Annotated in this window: 13 protein-coding genes; 4 read left to right on the top strand and 9 right to left on the bottom strand. The window is 41.3% G+C overall.

What is annotated here, in order from left to right:
• The first annotated feature begins 56 nt into the window (after positions 1 to 56).
• The 3 genes from AC2SLO_RS08670 (at position 57) to AC2SLO_RS08660 (ending at position 5,624) form a co-directional block, all read left to right on the top strand.
• The gene (locus AC2SLO_RS08670; protein ID WP_486540346.1) at positions 57 to 1,274 is read left to right on the top strand and encodes a CNNM domain-containing protein; all 1,218 of its coding nucleotides are present in this window, start codon (positions 57 to 59) and stop codon (positions 1,272 to 1,274) included.
• A 273-nt stretch (positions 1,275 to 1,547) separates the two neighbouring features.
• On the top strand, positions 1,548 to 2,030 hold the full coding sequence (locus tag AC2SLO_RS08665) for a hypothetical protein (protein ID WP_486540344.1): 483 nt from the start codon (positions 1,548 to 1,550) through the stop codon (positions 2,028 to 2,030).
• Between the two features lie 219 nt (positions 2,031 to 2,249).
• Positions 2,250 to 5,624, top strand: a complete 3,375-nt coding sequence (locus AC2SLO_RS08660) for a LysM peptidoglycan-binding domain-containing protein (RefSeq protein ID WP_486540342.1) — start codon at positions 2,250 to 2,252, stop codon at positions 5,622 to 5,624.
• Positions 5,625 to 5,774: 150 nt separating this feature from the next.
• Here the strand turns inward: AC2SLO_RS08660 and AC2SLO_RS08655 are convergent, their stop codons facing one another.
• Together AC2SLO_RS08655 and AC2SLO_RS08650 are read right to left on the bottom strand one after the other, a co-directional pair.
• Positions 5,775 to 7,007 (bottom strand): transglycosylase SLT domain-containing protein, encoded by a 1,233-nt coding sequence (locus AC2SLO_RS08655; protein ID WP_486540340.1) that lies wholly within the window; start codon positions 7,005 to 7,007, stop codon positions 5,775 to 5,777.
• Positions 7,008 to 7,939: 932 nt separating this feature from the next.
• Positions 7,940 to 8,692: a Nif3-like dinuclear metal center hexameric protein gene (locus tag AC2SLO_RS08650; protein WP_486540626.1), complete on the bottom strand. Its 753-nt coding sequence runs from the start codon at positions 8,690 to 8,692 to the stop codon at positions 7,940 to 7,942.
• A 491-nt stretch (positions 8,693 to 9,183) separates the two neighbouring features.
• Between AC2SLO_RS08650 and AC2SLO_RS08645 the strand changes: the two genes are divergently transcribed.
• A complete protein-coding gene (locus AC2SLO_RS08645) occupies positions 9,184 to 10,521 on the top strand; it encodes a S1C family serine protease (RefSeq protein ID WP_486540338.1) in 1,338 nt (445 codons plus the stop codon).
• 132 nt (positions 10,522 to 10,653) lie between these two features.
• Here AC2SLO_RS08645 and yfaE read toward each other — a convergent pair whose 3' ends face one another.
• The 7 genes from yfaE to rpoD form a co-directional block, all read right to left on the bottom strand.
• Positions 10,654 to 10,911 carry a class I ribonucleotide reductase maintenance protein YfaE gene (gene yfaE, locus AC2SLO_RS08640; RefSeq protein WP_486540336.1) on the bottom strand — a complete coding sequence of 86 codons (258 nt, stop codon included), beginning with the start codon at positions 10,909 to 10,911 and terminating at the stop codon, positions 10,654 to 10,656.
• 215 nt (positions 10,912 to 11,126) lie between these two features.
• The gene (nrdB, locus tag AC2SLO_RS08635; RefSeq protein WP_486540334.1) at positions 11,127 to 12,260 is read right to left on the bottom strand and encodes a class Ia ribonucleoside-diphosphate reductase subunit beta; all 1,134 of its coding nucleotides are present in this window, start codon (positions 12,258 to 12,260) and stop codon (positions 11,127 to 11,129) included.
• A gap of 416 nt (positions 12,261 to 12,676) precedes the next feature.
• Positions 12,677 to 12,961 carry a YciI family protein gene (locus AC2SLO_RS08630; RefSeq protein ID WP_486540332.1) on the bottom strand — a complete coding sequence of 95 codons (285 nt, stop codon included), beginning with the start codon at positions 12,959 to 12,961 and terminating at the stop codon, positions 12,677 to 12,679.
• A 245-nt stretch (positions 12,962 to 13,206) separates the two neighbouring features.
• Positions 13,207 to 14,643 carry a P-loop ATPase, Sll1717 family gene (locus tag AC2SLO_RS08625; RefSeq protein ID WP_486540331.1) on the bottom strand — a complete coding sequence of 479 codons (1,437 nt, stop codon included), beginning with the start codon at positions 14,641 to 14,643 and terminating at the stop codon, positions 13,207 to 13,209.
• A gap of 401 nt (positions 14,644 to 15,044) precedes the next feature.
• Positions 15,045 to 17,321 carry a class 1a ribonucleoside-diphosphate reductase subunit alpha gene (nrdA, locus tag AC2SLO_RS08620; RefSeq protein WP_486540330.1) on the bottom strand — a complete coding sequence of 759 codons (2,277 nt, stop codon included), beginning with the start codon at positions 17,319 to 17,321 and terminating at the stop codon, positions 15,045 to 15,047.
• Positions 17,322 to 17,901: 580 nt separating this feature from the next.
• On the bottom strand, positions 17,902 to 18,243 hold the full coding sequence (locus AC2SLO_RS08615; protein ID WP_486540328.1) for a YbeD family protein: 342 nt from the start codon (positions 18,241 to 18,243) through the stop codon (positions 17,902 to 17,904).
• A gap of 215 nt (positions 18,244 to 18,458) precedes the next feature.
• The gene (gene rpoD / locus AC2SLO_RS08610; protein ID WP_486540326.1) at positions 18,459 to 20,333 is read right to left on the bottom strand and encodes an RNA polymerase sigma factor RpoD; all 1,875 of its coding nucleotides are present in this window, start codon (positions 20,331 to 20,333) and stop codon (positions 18,459 to 18,461) included.
• Positions 20,334 to 20,336: the final 3 nt, after the last annotated feature.

Here is a 20,336-nt window from a genome sequence, read left to right as displayed (position 1 = left end):
TAATGGTATCCTGTCATTCTTATTTATTTTCTGTTTAACTACATTAGGTGTTTGACTTGAAAGCTCGATTTAGAACATCTCCATTTTCTACTCGTAAGATAACTATCTTCTTAACTCTATTGCTATCTGTACCATTAGTGGCTTATGCCGCTGGTGGTGTTGATACAGCGACAGTGGTACAAACCTCTTCTTATAGTACTCACGTGTTCATGCTGATCGGTTTCGTGGTTCTTTCTGTCTTTGTGTCCTTCGTTTGCTCGGTGTCTGAAGCAGCCTTATTAACAATGACACCGTCTTACGTGGCTTCTATTGCAGAAGAAGATGCTAAAAAGTCGGCCATTTTAAAAGATGTTAAAGTCGACAATATTGATCAATCTATTGCAGCTATCTTAACCTTAAATACGGTGGCTCATACTGTGGGTTCACTAGGTGCTGGTGCGCAAGCAACGATTGTCTTTGGTAGTGAATGGTTCGGGGTATTCTCCGCAGTCATGACACTCATTATCCTTATTGGTTCAGAGATTATTCCAAAAACCATGGGTACCATTTATTGGCGTCAACTATCAGGCCCTGTAGCATATTTTGTTAAAGCTATTATTTTCTTGTTGTATCCGCTCATCTGGGTATCAGAGAAGCTGACCAAGCTATTGACCCGTGGTAAACAAGCACACACCTTTAGCCGTAATGAATTTGCCGCGCTTGCCAGTGTGGGTGAGCAGTCAGGTCAAATCGACCCTTTAGAGTCACGTATTATTAGAAACCTGTTGGCCTTTGGTGCTATTAAGGTTGAAGATATTATGACGCCGCGTTCGGTTATGCATGCTTTTGACCAATCGATTACCGTTGCTGAATTGTTAGCAAATCGTCCAAAACTGATGTTTTCAAGATTGCCTATCTATGATGAAGATTTGGATAAAGTCACTGGCTTTGTTTTAAAGTCCGACGTGTTATTAGCTAAAGCCAATAACCATATGGATAAGCCATTAGAGAGCTATAAGCGTGAGATTACCTTTGTTTTCTCAAAAATGAAGCTGTTTGACTTGCTTGACTTGATGTTAAATAGTCGCATTCATATTGCTGTCACAGTTGGTGAATATGGCGAAGTTAAAGGCCTAGTAACCTTAGAGGATGTGCTAGAGACGTTATTAGGTCTTGAGATTGTTGATGAGATAGACCGTGTTGAGGATATGCAGGTATTGGCACGACAAATGATGCAGCGTCGTTCTGCACGTTTGGGTATGTTAGTCGAAGATGACGCTACCAATTCAGATTAAGGTGCTGAATAAATTAATATAGTAATTAACAACGGCTTAGTATTCTGTGACTAATTATTACAAGCTCTTAATACTCAACAAGGGTGGGGTTAACTATATTATAGTAGTATAGGGAGTGGATTGTTATCTTATAGTTGTGTCAAGTAATTGGCATTTTTGATGTGATGATTTTTAACATCCCTACTATAAATAAACGATAAATTTACATGGTGTCTGGCATCACATGGCGTCATTAGACCAGATTAATCTATAAAGACAGGATACGACACTATAATGAGTATTTTTAATTCTAACAAAACATTGGCCTCACTATTAGCACCAGCAGCGATTGCTGTTGTGGCAACAGTGGGTGCATCGACGGCACAAGCAGCCATCACAGAAGCAGCTGTACAAAACTATGCCTCTGCCATGAAGCAAGCAGCCAATAGCCAAAATATTGGTAAAGTATCAAGCTTGGTCGCAGATGAAGCGCTTATCTCTTTATCACGTAGAGGTAGAACCACCAGCCTTGATAAACAAGCCTACTTAAAGCTATTACAAGACAGTTGGTCGGACTCAAGCAATTACGCATATGATATTCGTATTACCAATGTGGTGACCAGTGGTGATCAAGCCAAAGCCGATGTAACCACTACTGAGACTTGGGTAAGAGAGGGTAAACAAACCAAGTTAACCACCTCATCGCGTGCAACCTTAAAAGCCGATGCGAATAACGCTGTTTTGTTAAGAGCAGTGGCTCAAGTTAGCATCGAGTAATATCTATTTTTGAATTGTATAAACGATAATCAGTATTAGAAACTGGTATCAAGACACAGCTTAAAGGATTAGGCGTATAAGGATAGGTGCCCTCTTATGCTAGGTCGGGGCACCGTACCCTTATTAGTTACATGGTTTTTATTATTGAAATATTTATAGCCCTGCTTATAACCGCCTATTGAGCATTTTATTCACTTATCACACTGGGTTAACATTGTCATGAACTTTAGAAAAACGTCTCTTCAATTTTGTAAACTACCTTTGGTTATTGCGATTAGCTCTGTTATTTTGGCTGCCTGTAATAACACGGCACCTTTACAAGGGGGTGCAAATACGTCACCTGCAACCCGAGTGCCAGTAGCTCAAAATGAGGCGGTATCTAACGTGCCGGCAACTGGCGGTGATGCGAGTGCATCGCTATTAGATGATGAAAGTTTAGATGAATTGGCTAATTTATTAGAAGCCACCGATATGAAAATGGTGGAAGACGATAAGCTTGCTATTCAGCAGTACGGTAACTTATGGGATAGAATGCGCGCCGGCTTTAAGATGGATCAAGGCCAGTATGGCTACAATCAGCGTATCGAAGCTCAGAAGAACTGGTTTATTACCCGTCAAGATTATATTAACCGTCTAACCGCACGTGCCAGTCGCTATTTATACCACACAGTACGAGAAGCTGAGCGCCGTAACATCCCAACAGAATTAGCACTGTTGCCTGTTATTGAGAGTTCGTACGATCCAACAGCGAACAGTAACGCTGCCGCAGCAGGTCTATGGCAGTTTATTCCAAGTACTGGCCGTATCTATGGTCTGACTCAAACGCCAACTTATGATGGTCGTCGTGACGTTATCGAATCAACGCGTGCCGCTTATGACTTCTTAACCTCTTTGTATAATCAGTTCGGTAGTTGGGAGTTGGCATTAGCGGCTTATAACGCTGGTCCTGGTCGTATTCAAAGAGCAATTGATGCCAACCGCGCACGTGGCTTACCGACAGACTTCTGGTCATTAAACCTGCCAAAAGAAACCATGAACTATGTGCCACGCTTTATGGCCGTTGCTCAAATTGTAGCCGATACAGATCGTTATAGTATTTATCTGCCTGCGATTGCGAACCGTCAGCATTTCCGTAGTGTACCTGCAAACTATGGTGTGAGCTTAAACGAAGTGTCACAGCTGACCGGTACCAGTTATGATGAGTTAAGAATGCTTAACGCCTCGTTAATTGGTGGCCGTGTCGATACCGCAGGTCCGAACCGTATTATCATTCCCAATCAAGTTAATACGCTGGTCGATGCAAAAATCAGTGAACTAAATGGGAGTGGTGGTACGGTTAGCCCATACACTATTCCTGACTCGCAATATGAAGTCATGGCGAAGTCTCCTGAGGGTCTAGCAGAGTTTGCGAGTAAGGCACGTGCACCGCAGCAAAACAGTGGCTATATTGCGCCAGTAGCGTCTGCGTCCTCATCGGGTTCTGCCTTTAAAGAGCCGCCAATTAGTGAAAGTGAGAAAAAACGTATTGAGTCAGAATTTGCTATCTCAAATACGCTACCGACCACCTCTGCACAAGTGACACGTAACGATACAGTAATCCAAGAGCCGCCTTTATCACCAGAAGAAAAAGAGTTTATTGCGCAGCAAATTCGCCAGCAGTCACCTAACGTGGGAGAAGTGGTCAGCTCGGTCGACGGTAATATTAAGCTAGATGCGATTCAGACTCAGCAATCTATTCTAGAGTCTAGAGGTGAGGAGAAAAAGTTACGCTTTGATGGCAGACAGTCAAGCTCAAGTCAATCAATCAGTAGCCCTCAGTCTAGTTCTCAATACACACCATCTAGACCCAGTGGTCAGCGCAGCGTTTATACTGTCCAACGTGGTGATACCTTAGTAAATATCGCATCAAGAGCAGGCCTAAACTGGCGTGATATCGCTGACTGGAACCAGATGAACCCGAACTCAACGCTACTTGCCGGCACTAAGTTGTATTTATATGGTGCTAAGCCTATTAAACCATTAAACTCGTCTGCAGCAGGTGTTGATAATAGCCAAAGTAGTTCACAGCCAAACACTTATATTGTACGCCCTGGTGATACTTTAATCGGGACAGCAAACCGCGTTGGTCTGAGTGTATCTCGCTTAGCCAGTTACAACGGTTTATCAACCAATGCGCAATTGCGTACCGGTCAAAAACTGTGGTTAATTCCCGGTAAAGTAGCCAATAGTTCGAGCAGCAACAGTAGCTCAAGCAGTGCCTATAAAGGGGACACGCAGTCTTATACAGTTAAGCGTGGTGAGAGCCTGATTGGTTTAGCGTCACGTTTTAATGTGCCACTTGGCACGTTAGCGGCTATGAACGACTTGAGTACAAATGAGCAGTTGTTAGTGGGTCAGCGATTGACGATACCTGCAGACAGCTCGTCGTCTTCTAGCACTACTAGTGGCAGTAGCTCAAGCAGCTATCGCGGTGAGACATCAAACTACACCGTGAAGTCAGGTGATAGTTTGATTGCACTAGCCAATAAGCTCGGCGTACCACACACACAAATCGCACAGATTAATGGCTTCTCTGCCAATACGCGTTTGCAACGTGGTCAAACCATTAAGCTGCCTGCCAGTGCAGAACAAATTGCAAGAAGCATTAATAACGAGTCGATCAAATACAAAGTACAGTCAGGTGACTCGTTAATTGGACTATCTAATAAATTTAACGTGCCGTTAAGTGACCTTGCGGCCGCGAACAACTTATCATCGACCTCTCAATTATTAAGAGGGTCGACCATTACTATTCCCAGTGCTAATGGTAGTAGCAGTAGCCGTGACATAGCATCTAATAGCCGCTCGTCATCTAGCAGCAGTAGCTCAGCATCACGTCCAAGCTCTTATAAAGTAACCTCTGGTGACTCTTTAATCGGGCTGGCAGGTAAATTCGGGGTATCCGTTACTGATTTAGCCGCTGCTAATAACTTGAGTACCAACTCTAATCTATTTATTGGTCAGGTACTAAGTATTCCAGACGATAATGGTAGCACACGTAGTACCAGCAGCAGCCGTTCAAGCGCAAGCTCAAATGTGTCTTATAACAGCACCTATAAAGTAAAATCTGGTGACAGCCTAATTGGCCTTGCCCGTGAATATGATGTGTCCGTTGCTGACTTAGCCTCTGCTAATAATATCAGTACCACTGCTGGTCTGCGTATTGGTCAAACACTAAAAGTACCAAGCAGTAACTCGAGCTCAACGACTCAACAAAGTCCCAGCAGTAGCAGTCGCGCGCCAACTGCCTCAAGCGAATCAGGCAATTACACCGTAAAATCAGGTGACTCGCTGATTCGTTTGGCGAGCAAGTACGGTCTAAGCGCTAGTCAGTTGGCCAAAGCTAACGGCTTAAGCAGCAACTCACAGCTACAGATTGGTCAGAAGATTACTATTCCTGCGACCACTACGACATATCGTGTTCAGTCAGGTGATAGTCTAATTGGTCTGGCTAGAAAGTACGGTATGACACCAGCACAATTTGCAGAGTTAAACGGTATTAGTAGTGATACCATGCTACAACGTGGTCAAATGCTTAAAGTGCCGGTTCAATAAAAGTTTTAATGTATAAAATACTAGACCCAAAAAAGAGCTCAATGTGAGCTCTTTTTTTATGCCATCTATGGGAGAGACTGTAAAGCAGTAAATAGAGTAGGGAAGTAATGAATGTCTATCAACCAAGCCCGCCAGTTAATGCCTTATGAACTAGGTAGTACTTGTCTTTAACGACTCTAAGTAACTACGAATATTAGTCACGTAGTGCATACACTGTACATAGCGTGAGTTACTGCCGGCATGATCTGACATATAAGCATACACATTAGACCAGCTATTTGGATTGTCACCCGCTGCAGCTACTTTTTTCTGAATTTTCTTAACGGCATTTGGGCCCATGTTATAAGAGGCCAGTGCGAACCATAATCTATCTGGATTTGGCACGTCACTAAATGCAGCTTTCATCTGTTCTAGGTAACGTGCACCACCACCGATACTTTGATAAGGGTCAACACGATCTGATACACCCATCGCCTTAGCAGTATTATTGGTCAACATCATCAGACCACGTACGCCCGTTGGCGAAACCGCATTGGCATCAAGGTGTGATTCTTGATAACCCATTGCAACCAATAACTGCCAATCATGGTCGTAGTTAGTGGCTTGTTCTTGGAACGATGATTTATAGCTTGGCAAGTTAGTGCTCAATGCCTTTTCAAAATGCTCACGATTATAATCATCTTTTAATAGGTTTTGATCATAAAAGTTCGCAATTTTGGCAGTATTAACCAATTGCTCATTATCACATAAAAAGTGACTGGCATTAACCGCTAGTGGGTCTTGGCTATTTCTAAACGTCCAATTGGTCTTTGGATGTAAACCATTTTCTAGTAATGTCTGATCAAAGCCGCAGCTAATATTAAGTGCCGCTAAGCCGGCCGTTTCAGTCATTTGAGTACTGGCTGTGGTCAATGCCATATCAGCATTACCTTCATTCACAGCTCTTAGCGCTTCAGCATCAGTATCAAAGCTTTTAACTTCGATTTGTACGCCTAGTTCATGAGCATACATACGAGCGATATCGTAACCAAAACCATGTTGAAAACCATCCGTTGAAAAGAAAGTGCTATCCCCTTTAACAGACGCCATCGTCAATGTATTACTGGTCATGACGTTGTCATATGCCATCGAATCAGTATTATACATAGTCGTTGTTATGCTTTTGGCAGGCAACGACAGTAGCGCAATGCTAGAGACTTGTACCAGCATTTTAGTCTTTGCGAACCGCTTGTTCGCAGGGATTTGATTTAGATCGAGTCTAGGTACTGGTGAGGTAGGTAAAAAGCGGCGAATGCTTTTGAATGTATTAGATAATTTTAGAGCTTTTTGAGGTGTTGATGCCTTAGTGTTCTTACGTGTTAACCAATAGGTCATGCGTTGCATGGATGTCTCCTTCGTCCAACCATCCATATCGTGTAGAGGCTCCTGCACCATTGCAGTAGTATCTCTTTAAGCCACAGATATGAGCAACACCTCTCTACGCTTGTCGGGCTTATTTTGACCTATCGATTACGCAAAGCGCGATAGGGCAATACTAAGCCAAGCACACAGAATGTATCCATGTGCAGCGTACAGTCTTTATTTAGCTTGATTTTAGGAGCAACACAAAGGCAGCGGTATATCATCTGCCTTACCGCAGCCTTGTTAAAATCAAGCCAAACTCAGTATGTTGCTAGCAGACGGGTTAAAAGCAGTGAAGTTAGACCATTGAAAGTACTAACTTAATAGTAGAGGTATTAGAGACAATCTCATCCACATTACTATCAAGGTTACTATCAAAATAAACTTAAGCCATATCGGTTATTGCTATCAATTAATCGCAATAGCTATTGCGTAGAATCTCTAAACAATGCATCGATACCTTCACGCCACTTTTGTCTTTGATATCACTCAAATATCTTTTTATATCAAAACTACCGATTAATAAGTAGTACTTGATATTAGACAATGTTTGGATTTATCAGCATTAATATTACACAACGAGAGTACAGCCCATAACGTTATAAAAACCGCTATAGGCCATACCAACAAAATTGATGTATTAACTATAATAACCCCAAACAAAACCCGCACTTGCGATGGTTTGTAAAATTTGGCAGTTCATTGCAAAGCAAAATAAACCTGATAGTACATAGGCATAAATTTTGCTATGAGTATATATATGGGGGTTTGTTTAACCAATTTCAATATGAAAACTGAACAGTTGCCCATACTTTTTGTTAACTCCCCACAATATTGGCGCTATTATACTTAAAAATAATGCACAATTGTGGGTAGTTAGTGACTCGCAATTCTTTAATAATTCAATAAAACGTTTACGCAGGATTGGGGTCATTAACAAAGGTAACTTCAAGGCCATGAGTGTCTTTAATCAGTTGACCTAAAGCCTTGATGCCGCCCATTTCAGTAGCATGGTGGCCACATGCGAGATAATCAATACCAAGCTCGCGCGCGCTGTGCGTGGTACGCTCTGATATCTCACCTGATATATATAGCTGACAGCCCATATTTGCCGCTTGCTCAATCATGTCTTGTGCACCGCCAGTACAAATGCCTACTTTGGTAATCTGCTCATTACCTGCGCTGATATGAGTGGGCACGCGGGATAATGTCTTAGCGACTTTATTAATAAAGACATCAATCGAAGTTGGCGCGCATTCGGCAATATTACCCACAGGATGCCTCTCTTCAGGATATAAAGCGCCTGTGATTTTCAGCCCCAGCTCTTGTGCTAGCACCGCATTGTTACCAATGGCTGGGTGGGCATCTAATGGCAAATGATAGGCCAGTAGTGAGATGTTGTTTTGAAATAGGCTGCGAATACGCTTGCCCTTCATACCAGTCAAAGGCTGCGGTTCACCTTTCCAAAAGTAGCCATGATGAACCAAGATAGCATCGGCCTGCTCATTAATAGCTGCATCAATTAAGTTTTGTGTGGCAGTGACACCAGTGACAATCTTCTTAATAGGTGTATTAGCATCAACTTGTAAGCCATTAGGGCAGTAGTCTTTAAACTCGTCTGCTTTAAGATAATTATTACACCATTTTTCTAATTCAATCGGAGTCATTTCAGAGGTACTCATAAGTCATTCTGCTTTATCATTTAAGGTTAATAGTAGATGCCCGATGATACCTATAGGTCCAAACAATAGGCAATTTAAATACGTAACCTGTGTGAAATTATATTGGTCCTTTAGCTATTCGTTCAAATTTGACCACAATTCATCTGCACCAAGTAACATTAACTTAACAATATATAGTGCAAATTCTTTGAGGGGTTTACCAGTTAGTAGTGAACTAATGTTAGACTAAAGAAGCTGAAACAATACTGCCAGAAAGTGACGCGCCTGATAGTGCGTTGATAGGTTGTCGCAGAGACCTTAATAATGTCTATCAGAGTCTTGCTAGCCACGCTAATTTTGGTAATGGTATAATCACATCATTAACCCTTATAACGCTTGCACACCTAACCTCATTGCCGACGCTAATATATTGTTAGCGTTACTTGAATAGTGACTGTGTCAGTAGCCGTATAATATTAAGAATATCGAGGAGTGACATGTCCGCATCTTCAAAGTCGAACATCATCTGGAGAATCCTACCATGGCTATTGTTACTTGCTGTGTTGGCGGCCTTTATTTTGGTTTATATCGACCAAAAAACTAGCCAACAAAGCACTTGGCAGCCGCCGCGTAGTGAGACGACCTCAATTCCGTTAAATTCGGATAGAGATTTAGACAGACCAGAGCCAGTCAGATCTTATCATGATGCAGTCGCTAAGGCATCACGTTCGGTGGTCAATATTTATACCACTCAGACCATTACTCAAAACCCTTATATGAATGACCCGATTTTACGTCGTTTTTATGAGTTTCATGGTCAAGTCCCGCAGGCAGGTTCTGAGACCAACTTGGGCTCTGGTGTAATTGTATCCAAAGACGGCTATATCGTGACCAACGCGCATGTGATTGCCAAGGCAGATGAGATTGTTGTCGCTTTAAATGATGGGCGTAAAGCGGTGGCGAAAGTGGTTGGTACCGATCCTGACAGCGATTTGGCAGTCATTAAGGTAGATATGAATGGTCTTGAGCCATTAGCCTTTAGAGAAGTACCTATTGAAGTCGGTGATGTAGCGCTGGCCATTGGTAACCCATTTGGTGTCGGTCAGACTGTAACGCAAGGTATTATCTCAGCCACTGGTCGTACTGGTTTGGGTATCAACACCTTTGAAGACTTCATCCAAACCGATGCGGCAATTAACCCTGGTAACTCAGGTGGTGCTTTGGTCGATGCTAGAGGCGAGCTGGTGGGTATCAATACCGCTATCTTCTCACGCTCTGGCGGGTCGATGGGTATCGGCTTTGCGATTCCAACTGCACTGGTTGAGCAAGTGATGAACGCCATTATTACCGATGGTAAAGTAAGCCGCGGCTGGCTAGGTATTGAGGTTCAATCGCAATTACGTGATCCGACTCAGCTAAACAGCAGTACTGGCGTTGAAGTACTAAATATTATTGACGGCAGTCCTGCAGCGAGCAGTGGCCTACAGCGTGGTGATATCATTCTATCGATTGATGGTATAGAGATGACTGATGCCAATAGTTTGATTCAATATGTGGCTCGTAAAATGCCAAATACGGTACTATCGACTCAGGTACTACGTAACTCTAAAAATATGAACATCAATATTACTTTGGCAGAGCGTCCAACCCAAAGTGATTTACAGCAGCCACCAGAGTTGCCGATTGCACCGCCGCAAATGCCAGATGATGCCGAGCTATATCTCGAAGAAGAGCAAGATGACGCTAGTCCGCTTAGCGAAGAGCAGCGTGCGCAGCTTCGTGAAGAGTTGATTGAACTGTTCGAAAATGGTGCACGTCCTGATCCAACGCAGTAGTTAAATCTAAGAGGTTTAAACCCGCTTGATTAGAGTGATGTTTAAATCACTAATAAAAAGCCCGCTATCCATTAGATAGCAGGCTTTTTTTATGTCGTTACGCTCATTCTTAGAAAATAAGATGTTATCCATTCAATGAACGTCTTTTAGATGAATCATACCCTGCACCTGACAACAGCAGGGCAGTATCTCGTTTTTCTCTATCATCGCCAGTGGCGGCTCGGCATAATTGATAGGGCGGGATGCGGCGGTTAAGGTAACTCGGCAACTTCCGCAATAACCTTCACGGCACTGAAAATTGACATCATGGCCAGTACGCAGCAGGCCATCAAGCAAGGTCTCATCATCGTGTAAGTAAAAGCGTGTTTTGCCTGTAAAAACCCAAGTCATATGATTCCTAACGATTCCTCATTACCATTTATAATCGACTCGAATCGGTTCGATATACAAATATAAAATAGCCTAAGTAAAAATGCGTACGTTATCCTAACCAATAACCGTACGCATTCTTAATTAACAATATTTTGTGAACACGCGTTAAAAGGTCATCGCTCAAACAACCATTTAAAAGTTATGCTGATTATTCACAGTGTATCGTCTAAATCTTACAGCTCGAAGTCATCAAAATCACTGTCTGATAAGTCAGAGTCAATCTGACCGACTAAGTAAGAGCTGATTTCTGTCTCTTGCGGTGCGACCTGAACGTTATCTGATGACAGCCATGTATTAATCCATGGAATCGGATTACTTTTAGAGTCTGGAAAGATTGCCGGTAGGCCGACCGCTTCCATACGTAGGTTGGTTATATATTCTACATATTGACACAGAATATCTTTGTTAAGTCCAATCATCGAACCATCTTTAAACAGATAGCCGGCCCATTCTTTTTCTTGTTCGGCTGCTTTACGGAAAATCTCGATACTTTCGTCATAACATTCGCGAGCGACTTCCGCCATTTCCGGATCGTCTTTACCTGATGCCATGATGTTTAACATGTGCTGGGTGCTAGTTAAGTGTAGCGCTTCATCACGGGCGATTAGCTTAATAATTTTAGCATTACCTTCCATAAGCTTACGCTCAGCAAAGGCAAATGAGCAGGCAAATGACACATAGAAACGAATCGCTTCTAATACGTTGACCGCCATCAAGCACAGATAAAGCTGTTTCTTAAGCTTTTTAAGATCCACGTATTTTTCTTCACCATTGACGACATGCGTGCCTTCACCAAATAGGCTGTATAGCTGTGAGTGCTGATATAGCTCATCGTAGTACAGCGCGATATCTGAAGCGCGCTGCAAAATATGCTCGTTTTTCATAATGTCATCGAACACAACCGCAGGGTCGTTAACGATATTACGGATAATATGGGTATAGCTGCGTGAGTGAATGGTCTCAGAGAATGACCATGTCTCAATCCATGTCTCAAGCTCAGGAATAGACACTAGAGGCAATAGCACTACGTTTGGGCTACGACCTTGGATAGAGTCGAGTAGGGTCTGATACTTTAAGTTGCTGATAAAAATATGCTGTTCATGTGTAGATAAGTTACCGTAGTCAATACGGTCTTTGGAAACATCTACTTCTTCTGGACGCCAGAAAAATGACAATTGTTTTTCGATTAACTGTTCAAAAATAGGGTGTTTTTGTTGGTCATAACGCGCCACATTAACAGGCTGACCAAAAAACATCGGTTCTTTGAGGGCATCATTATTGGTTTGGCAAAAGATTGAGTAGGTCATGGCGTTACCTTTATAACATTAAATTAATGTGGGTGTATTTCATTAAGTATGGCTTATATTATGAACATTTAACTGGTTTGTTTTTCATTATTTTCAATATTCTATGACTAATTAAACGTTTGTTTTAAAAGTATTTATTTGAGGATTAGTAGCTAATCCCGCTTTTCACTACTATCTTGGCTAGCACGGCGGCAGGTGCTAATAGCCAGTGTCGTTCCTGCGCTACGATAACGCCACTGTCTAAGCACCTGCAACGCCATGCTTCACCAAGTATATCCGTTTCAATCGGGGCTAAACCGCATCACACGCCGACTATTGAGATTTATTGATATATCAGGGTAGGGCATAGACCACGATAAGAGATATTCAATCCGTGGGTTTCACTGTGTTGCACCCACGCTACGGTTCTTTTTTTATTACATTAAGAATTTTAACTTGTCACACGTTTTACTAGGTATAAATTCAACCAGTTCATAATCTGCTAGTTTGTTTATCTTAAATGGGTCTTTTTCAATAATTGATTCTAGTTCAGATTTTGATTTTATATCCGATAGGATAATTCCTCCCGTGCGTGGGACTTTTGCCCCAGATGCTAAAAAATTGCCCAACTTATATTGTTCATTTAGGAATTCAATATGCTTATCAAGAAATCGTTCAATATTTTCGAGTTCGGTTTTATAGGTTATATTTATAATGAACATTTGAACTTCCTTGTGTCTTGAATAATCACTGAGCTTTAGTTAAACAACATTATCAACCCAATTAACAAATTTAATTTACGGGTTCCTATTTTAGTGGTGCGCTGGGCGCACCTTACAATCGCTAACTTTGCTATAATATTGATTGGGTAGGTAGCGATATATTATGTGAGTTTGATAGATAATTTGGGTCTGAGTTCTTATGTCAAAGTTGATGGGTTACGCTTCGCTAACCCACCCTACGCTGGCTAAAATAATTGTAAAGACTTATGCAAACCTCTGTGTAGTACTATTGCCTTATCAAAGCTTAGATTAGATTCCGGGTTCTTATATCGATAAATAATCTTATCATTAGTAATATGATTTCCAATTATGCTGAAGTTAAACAGAATATTTAAAATAAATCTATAGTCATGATTTCCTATATAATCTTCACTAAATGAGGTTTCATAGTAGGTCTTAAACTCTTCGATATTGAGGTGAGCCTTACCTATTTTAGAGAAAATATTTAATACTTCATCAATTTCTGGCAGTATACTATGAACTTCGTCTATAAGTTCGCGTCTAAAATATGACGAATAAAGCAAATCCTGAGTAGTTACAGTATTGACGTTAATTTCATTATGATTAGATTCATAAACTTTTTTTGAACATAACTGTATATATTTTATAAAGTCTCTGGGTCTTAGTAATGTTTCATTAGATATCCAGTCATATATAGTTTTTTTCTTGCTTCGGTCAACTCCGTAAGACACACTCTTATCAGAAAAAAAGTAATACCACGATTTACCAAAATTAATTGTATTAGCATGTGGATCTATTGCTCTCGATAATCTATGAGCTATTAGTGGTTGAATAGTATATTTAGTCCATCTTAGATTTACTACCAAATCACTCCATTTATTTTTATCAGGATCTTGAATCAAATCGTATATATCATCTCTTAAGAAAATTACTGGATTTATTTTTAGTTTATATTCAAAAGACAATGATTTAATGTGTTGGACAGCTTTAAATAGTCCTGATATTAGGTTTCTATATTCACCATCTGAACTCATTACTGATTGAAAGCTATAATCTTCATCAAGCTCATCAAAAATTATAAAGTAGTTATTTCTATCAATATTCTCAAAAATTAAATCTTCTAAGAAAGTGACTTTTTCGATCCAAGATAACTCACTTTCATTTTCAGATGAACCATATGAAAACTTAATCAACTTAATATTTAAATTAAATTCTTTAGAGGTTAAGTTTTTTATTCTTCTGGATAGTGTATTAACAGGTTTTTTAGGTAGAATAGTATTAAGCTTATTTAAGAACTCTGGATTTAAAGATTGATTCTTTTGCATTAAATATAAAACTTCTATGTATATAACATACTTCCATATAGTAATATACTGATTCGGAGAGCTATAATTATCATCTTTAAATGAATATAATTCATTAAAGGGAAAGTGCTTCAATGATATTCCCTTAACAAAGTAGTTATATGAAACATGTGATTTAAGATAATTAGCAATTGCTGTTTTACCAGTACCTTTCCTACCTATGACATAAGATTTCTCTCCATTAAGTAGCATATCTACATCTAAGGTTTTATAAAAGTACCTAACGTTATCTTCAAGGTTTGCATCAATTTTCCATTTTGCAACTTCAGAAAACGCATCCCTTTTCCTATTTGACATTAAGACCTCCATTGTAAAAACATCACGTAATTCAACTTAATAGTTTTAAAAAAATAATAGTATAGGAGTGTGAGTAATAATCCACGATATTGGATGTTCAATCAATGTGTTGTATCAAAAGCATAGTATTTTACCTATTTCGTAGGTTTCACTACTTCACACCCACGCTATAATTCTTTTAAAAACTAATCCTACGAATAAAACCTGCTCTTCGCCGAGGGACGAGGCACGGACATAGTCATTAAAAATAGACTACCTGTGACTCGCATAATTCTCCCTGTTTAAAATGCTCCGATATCAAGGCTAATCTTACATATCTAAGACTCGCTATAACCTCTTCAAGAGAAAATCCCTCTAAATCTCCCTTTAATAAAGGGAGACTTCAAAACGAATGTGAGTTCCTACAACTTACATGCACCACTCGCACAGCCATCATCAATATCGGCTTGAGCATCGTTAGCACCATCACGAGTGTTGTGATAATAAAGAGTCTTAACGCCGAGCTTATATGCTGTTAGTAAATCTTTTAACAACACTTTCATCGGTACACGGCTGCCCTCATAGCGGGTAGGATCGTAGTTGGTGTTAGCAGAGATACTTTGGTCAATGAACTTCTGCATTACCGCAACTAACTGCAAGTAGCCATTGTTGTCAGGCATTTGCCACAATAATTCGTACTGACCTTTGAGGTTCAAGATATCAGGCACAACCTGCTTTAAGATACCATCTTTAGACGCCTTAACCGATACCAAGCCGCGTGGTGGCTCAATGCCGTTAGTAGCATTAGCAATCTGACTCGAAGTTTCAGAAGGCATTAATGCTGTCAGCGTAGAGTTACGTAAACCGTGCTCTTTAATCTCGCTACGTAACGCTTCCCAGTCAAGCCTCAATGGCTCATTGCACACTTTATCTAAGTCCGCTTTATAGGTATCAATTGGCAGAATACCTTGCGAGTAGGTGGTCTCATTAAAAGCAGGGCAAGCGCCTTTTTCTTTCGCCAGTTTGTTAGACGCTTTTAGTAAATAATACTGTAGCGCTTCAAACGTCTGATGCGTCAGGCCAAGGGCCGAGCCGTCAGAGTAACGAGTACCATTTTTGGCTAAGTAATAAGCATAGTTAATCACGCCCACACCTAGCGTACGGCGACGCATACTGCCATTTTCAGCGGCTTTAACCGGATAGTCTTGGTAATCAAGTAGGGCGTCAAGCGCACGAACAATAAGCTCGGCAGGCTCTTCCATATCGTCTAAGTTTTCGACTTCACCCAAGTTAATTGCCGATAGCGTACAGAGGGCAATTTCGCCTTTTTCATCATTGATGTTATCCAGTGGCTTAGTTGGCAGTGCAATCTCCATACATAAGTTGGACTGACGGATAGGCGCAACCGTAGCATCAAAAGGGCTGTGGGTGTTGCAATGGTCAACGTTTTGGATATAGATACGACCAGTGCTGGCACGCTCTTGCATCATTAAGCTGAATAATTCTGTCGCTGGTACATGACGTTTACGAATGCTCTCGTCTTGCTCGTATTTAACATACAGCTCTTCGAATTTGTCTTGATCCGCAAAGAATGCTTCATATAAGCCAGGCACATCTGATGGTGAGAATAGAGCGATGTCTTGACCTTTAATCAAGCGAGTGTATAGAGTACGGTTGATTTGCACACCGTAGTCCATGTGACGCACACGGTTGTCTTCTACGCCGCGGTTGTTTTTAAGCACCAATAACGACTCAACTTCTAAGTGCCATAATGGATAGAATAAGGTTGCTGCACCACCACGTACGCCGCCTTGCGAGCAGCATTTAACGGCAGTTTGGAATAGTTTGTAGAATGGGATACAACCGGTATGCTGTGCTTCACCGCCGCGGATAGGGCTGCCTAGCGCACGGATGTTACCGGCGTTGATGCCAATGCCGGCACGCTGTGACACATAGCGTACGATAGCGCTAGTAGTGGCGTTAATTGAGTCTAAGCTGTCACCACATTCAATCAATACGCATGAGCTAAACTGACGCGATGGGGTACGCACGCCTGACATGATTGGCGTTGGTAATGAGATCTTGAAGGTAGATGCTGCGTCATAGAAGCGCTTCACATAGTGCATACGCTCAGACTTATCGTATGAGGCAAACAGACACATACCGACTAGCACATACAGGAACTGCGGGCTTTCATAAACGGTCTTGGTCACACGGTCTTGAACTAAGTATTTACCGGCCATTTGCTCAGCAGCTGCATAAGCAAGGTTCATATCACGCCAGTGGTCGATGTAGTCGTTTAATTCATCAAACTCTTCACGAGAATAATCTTGCAAAATGTGTTGGTCATATTTACCAGCTTCGGTCAGCTTGCTTACATGGTCATATAAATGTGGTGGCTCAAACTGATTATAGGCAATTTTACGTAAATGGAAGATGGCCAAACGTGCCGCAAGATATTGATAATCTGGGGTTTCTTCACTGATTAAATCGGCAGCGGCTTTGATGATGGTCTCGTGAATATCACGGGTTTTGATACCGTCATAAAACTGAATATGAGACTTAAGCTCAACTTGAGAAACAGAGACATTATCCAGACCTTTTGCGGCCCAAGTTATCACTTTATGGATTTTGTCTAAATCGATTGGCTCTAATCGGCCATCTCGTTTCATTACTTGAATATTATCCATATGTGTCATTGCTGTCTCCGTTATTTTATTGCAGGCTAATAGGATGAAACGCTCGTAGAATTAAATGAGAACACTCCATACAGCGTTGTGTCTATCAAATCAGACAGACACTATATATGGGGTAGTTTTTATATGATAGACACAATATAAAGGAAAAAAAGAAATTTTACTATCTTGACAAATCACTCTAAAGGGGTTCAACTTCACGATTCATAGTGAATAATCAGACACCGAAAATATTTGCAAATCTGCAACCGTTGAAGCGCTGCCGTGTAGCGGTTATGTCAAGTAAAAAATGCACTTTTTTTAGCGTCAAAAAATATTTTCAGAGTTTTGTGAACACCGCGTTCAACAACAAACATTCGTTTAGTTGTCTTCTAATCTATCAAACTAATAGGACTAAGTCGGCTGATCTTTGAGGTGTTAATTTATCTAACTGGAATTACAGAACGTTTAGATTTTGATGTCTATTTTCTGATTTAAGATATTTTGCACATAAAAAAAGAGCCGCGTTAGCGACTCTAATTATTGAACCTAAGATATGTTTTGCATCACTCACGGGTTAGGAGGGATGACTTGAAGTGGATGATTACACCACAGTACGCACGGTAGGCGCTTTATCAAGTGCTGCATATAGCTTGTTTACTTGCTCAGCTTCGGTAAAGTACAGTTTTACGCGTAATGAGCTAAAACGGCCAGTGCTTGATTTTTTGACCTGAATCGTTTCATGATCAAAATCTGGGAATTGAGTACCCAAAATCATTTTCACTTCATTTAATAGGGTATCGTGCTCACCTTCGTGACCAATAATGCTCATTGGATAATCCATTGGAAATGCCCAAAGATCAGGGTTTTGGATATCTGTTTTTTTGGCTAATGGGTCAGTGCGTAAGGTTAATTCACGGCTTAAATCAATGTTTTTGTCAGACATAATGTCTCCATTTATATTTTATTAAACAGTCTTTCGTATGAGTACTATATGAGGGTATTATCGAATTTCTCAAGAGGCAGTAGTGGGGTGCTAAGCTAACCTTGCTCTACATGATCCAAAACCCTCAAACACAAAAAAGCTGAGAATATCTCAGCTTTTTTGATTCAACCTACATTTTTAGTACGTTACTTAAAAGTGAGTACGTTACTTAAAAACTAGTCATTTTCTAAGAACGAGCGTAGGTGCTCAGAGCGAGAAGGGTGGCGCAGCTTACGTAATGCTTTTGCCTCAATCTGACGAATACGCTCACGAGTCACATCAAACTGTTTACCAACTTCTTCTAGCGTGTGATCAGTTGGCATATCGATACCGAAGCGCATACGCAGTACTTTCGCTTCACGTTCAGTAAGGTTACCTAGTACATCACGAGTCGCTTCTTGTAGACCGGCTGAGGTTGCATCTTCAACAGGGCTTGAGATGGTTTGGTCTTCAATGAAGTCACCTAGATGCGAATCTTCATCATCACCGATTGGGGTTTCCATTGAAATAGGCTCTTTCGCAATTTTTAATACCTTGCGAACTTTTACCTCATCCATCTCTAAACGTTCGCCTAATTCCTCAGGCGTAGGCTCGCGGCCCATCTCTTGCAATAATTGACGTGAAACACGGTTAATTTTGTTAATCGTTTCAATCATATGTACAGGGATACGAATAGTACGCGCTTGGTCAGCGATAGAGCGGGTAATTGCCTGACGAATCCACCATGTCGCATAGGTCGAGAACTTATAACCACGGCGATATTCAAATTTATCCACCGCTTTCATCAGACCAATGTTACCTTCTTGAATCAAATCTAGGAACTGTAGACCACGGTTGGTATATTTCTTAGCGATAGAAATAACCAGACGTAAGTTAGCTTCTACCATTTCTTTCTTCGCACGGCGGGCTTTTGCTTCACCGATGGCCATACGGCGAGCCACTTCTTTCATCTCGGTAATTTCCATACCAAGCTTGTCTTCATGGTCACGGATACGGCGCTGTAGTACTACAACGTCATCAACGACTTTGGCTAAACTGTCGGCAAATTTCGGGTTACCTTTAAGACGATCGCTTAACCAATCAACATTGGTCTCATTACTTGGGAAGGTCTTACGGAACTCAGCACGAGGCATCTTACCACGGCGAATCACTAAACGCATGATTTGACGTTCTTGCTTACGCACGTCGTCATACACGTCATGCATAATCGCCATTACGTTATCTGACATACGGTTGTTTAGCTTTAATAGCATAAAGCGTTCAGCCAATTGAGCATAGGCTTCTTCTGCTTGTGGACTACCGCGGCCATATTCGTCCAGTGCTTGTTTAGCAGTGGCAAATAATTCGCGAATTTCTTCGACACGTTGGCGAACGATTTCAGGGTCTAGACCGACAGTCTCTTCTGCTTCTTCTTCGTCATCAGTGTCTTCATCTTCGTCATCATCATCATCGTCGTCGATGTCTTTGGCTTTCGACTTAGTGGTGATAACTGGAACTTTCTCTTCTTCTTCCTCAGCCTGCTCAAGCTCTTCTGGGTCTAAGAAACCCGTAATTACATCAGAAAGCTTTTTCTCGCCTGCCTCAACAAGGTCGTATTCATCCAGAATAAACTGAACCGTACCTGGCCAGTAAGCCATCGCATGTTGTACGTCACGGATACCTTCTTCGATACGTTTAGCGATAACAATCTCGCCTTCACGGGTCAATAGGTCAACGGTACCCATTTCACGCATATACATACGCACAGGGTCAGTGGTGCGACCGGGCTCAGTTTCCACTGCAGCAAGTACAGCAGCGGCCTCATCAGTCGCCATTTCATCATCGCCGGATTCGTCATTCATCAAGATATCATCAGCGTCAGGGGCTGTCTCGAAGATCTTGATGCCAACGTCGGTTAACATCTGTACGATGTCTTCAATTTGGTCACTTTCAGTAATAGAGGCGGGAAGTTGGTCATTCACCTCAGCATAAGTCAAATAGCCTTGCTCTTTACCCATCTGGATAAGTGTGGCTAGTTGAGAGGTAGATTGAGAGGCTGCCTTATCGGTCATAAT

It is taken from the genome of Psychrobacter sp. CX14 (genome assembly GCF_057396205.2).
The sequence above is the reverse complement of the archived record's forward strand: the minus strand, read 5'-3'. Positions and strand labels throughout refer to the sequence as shown.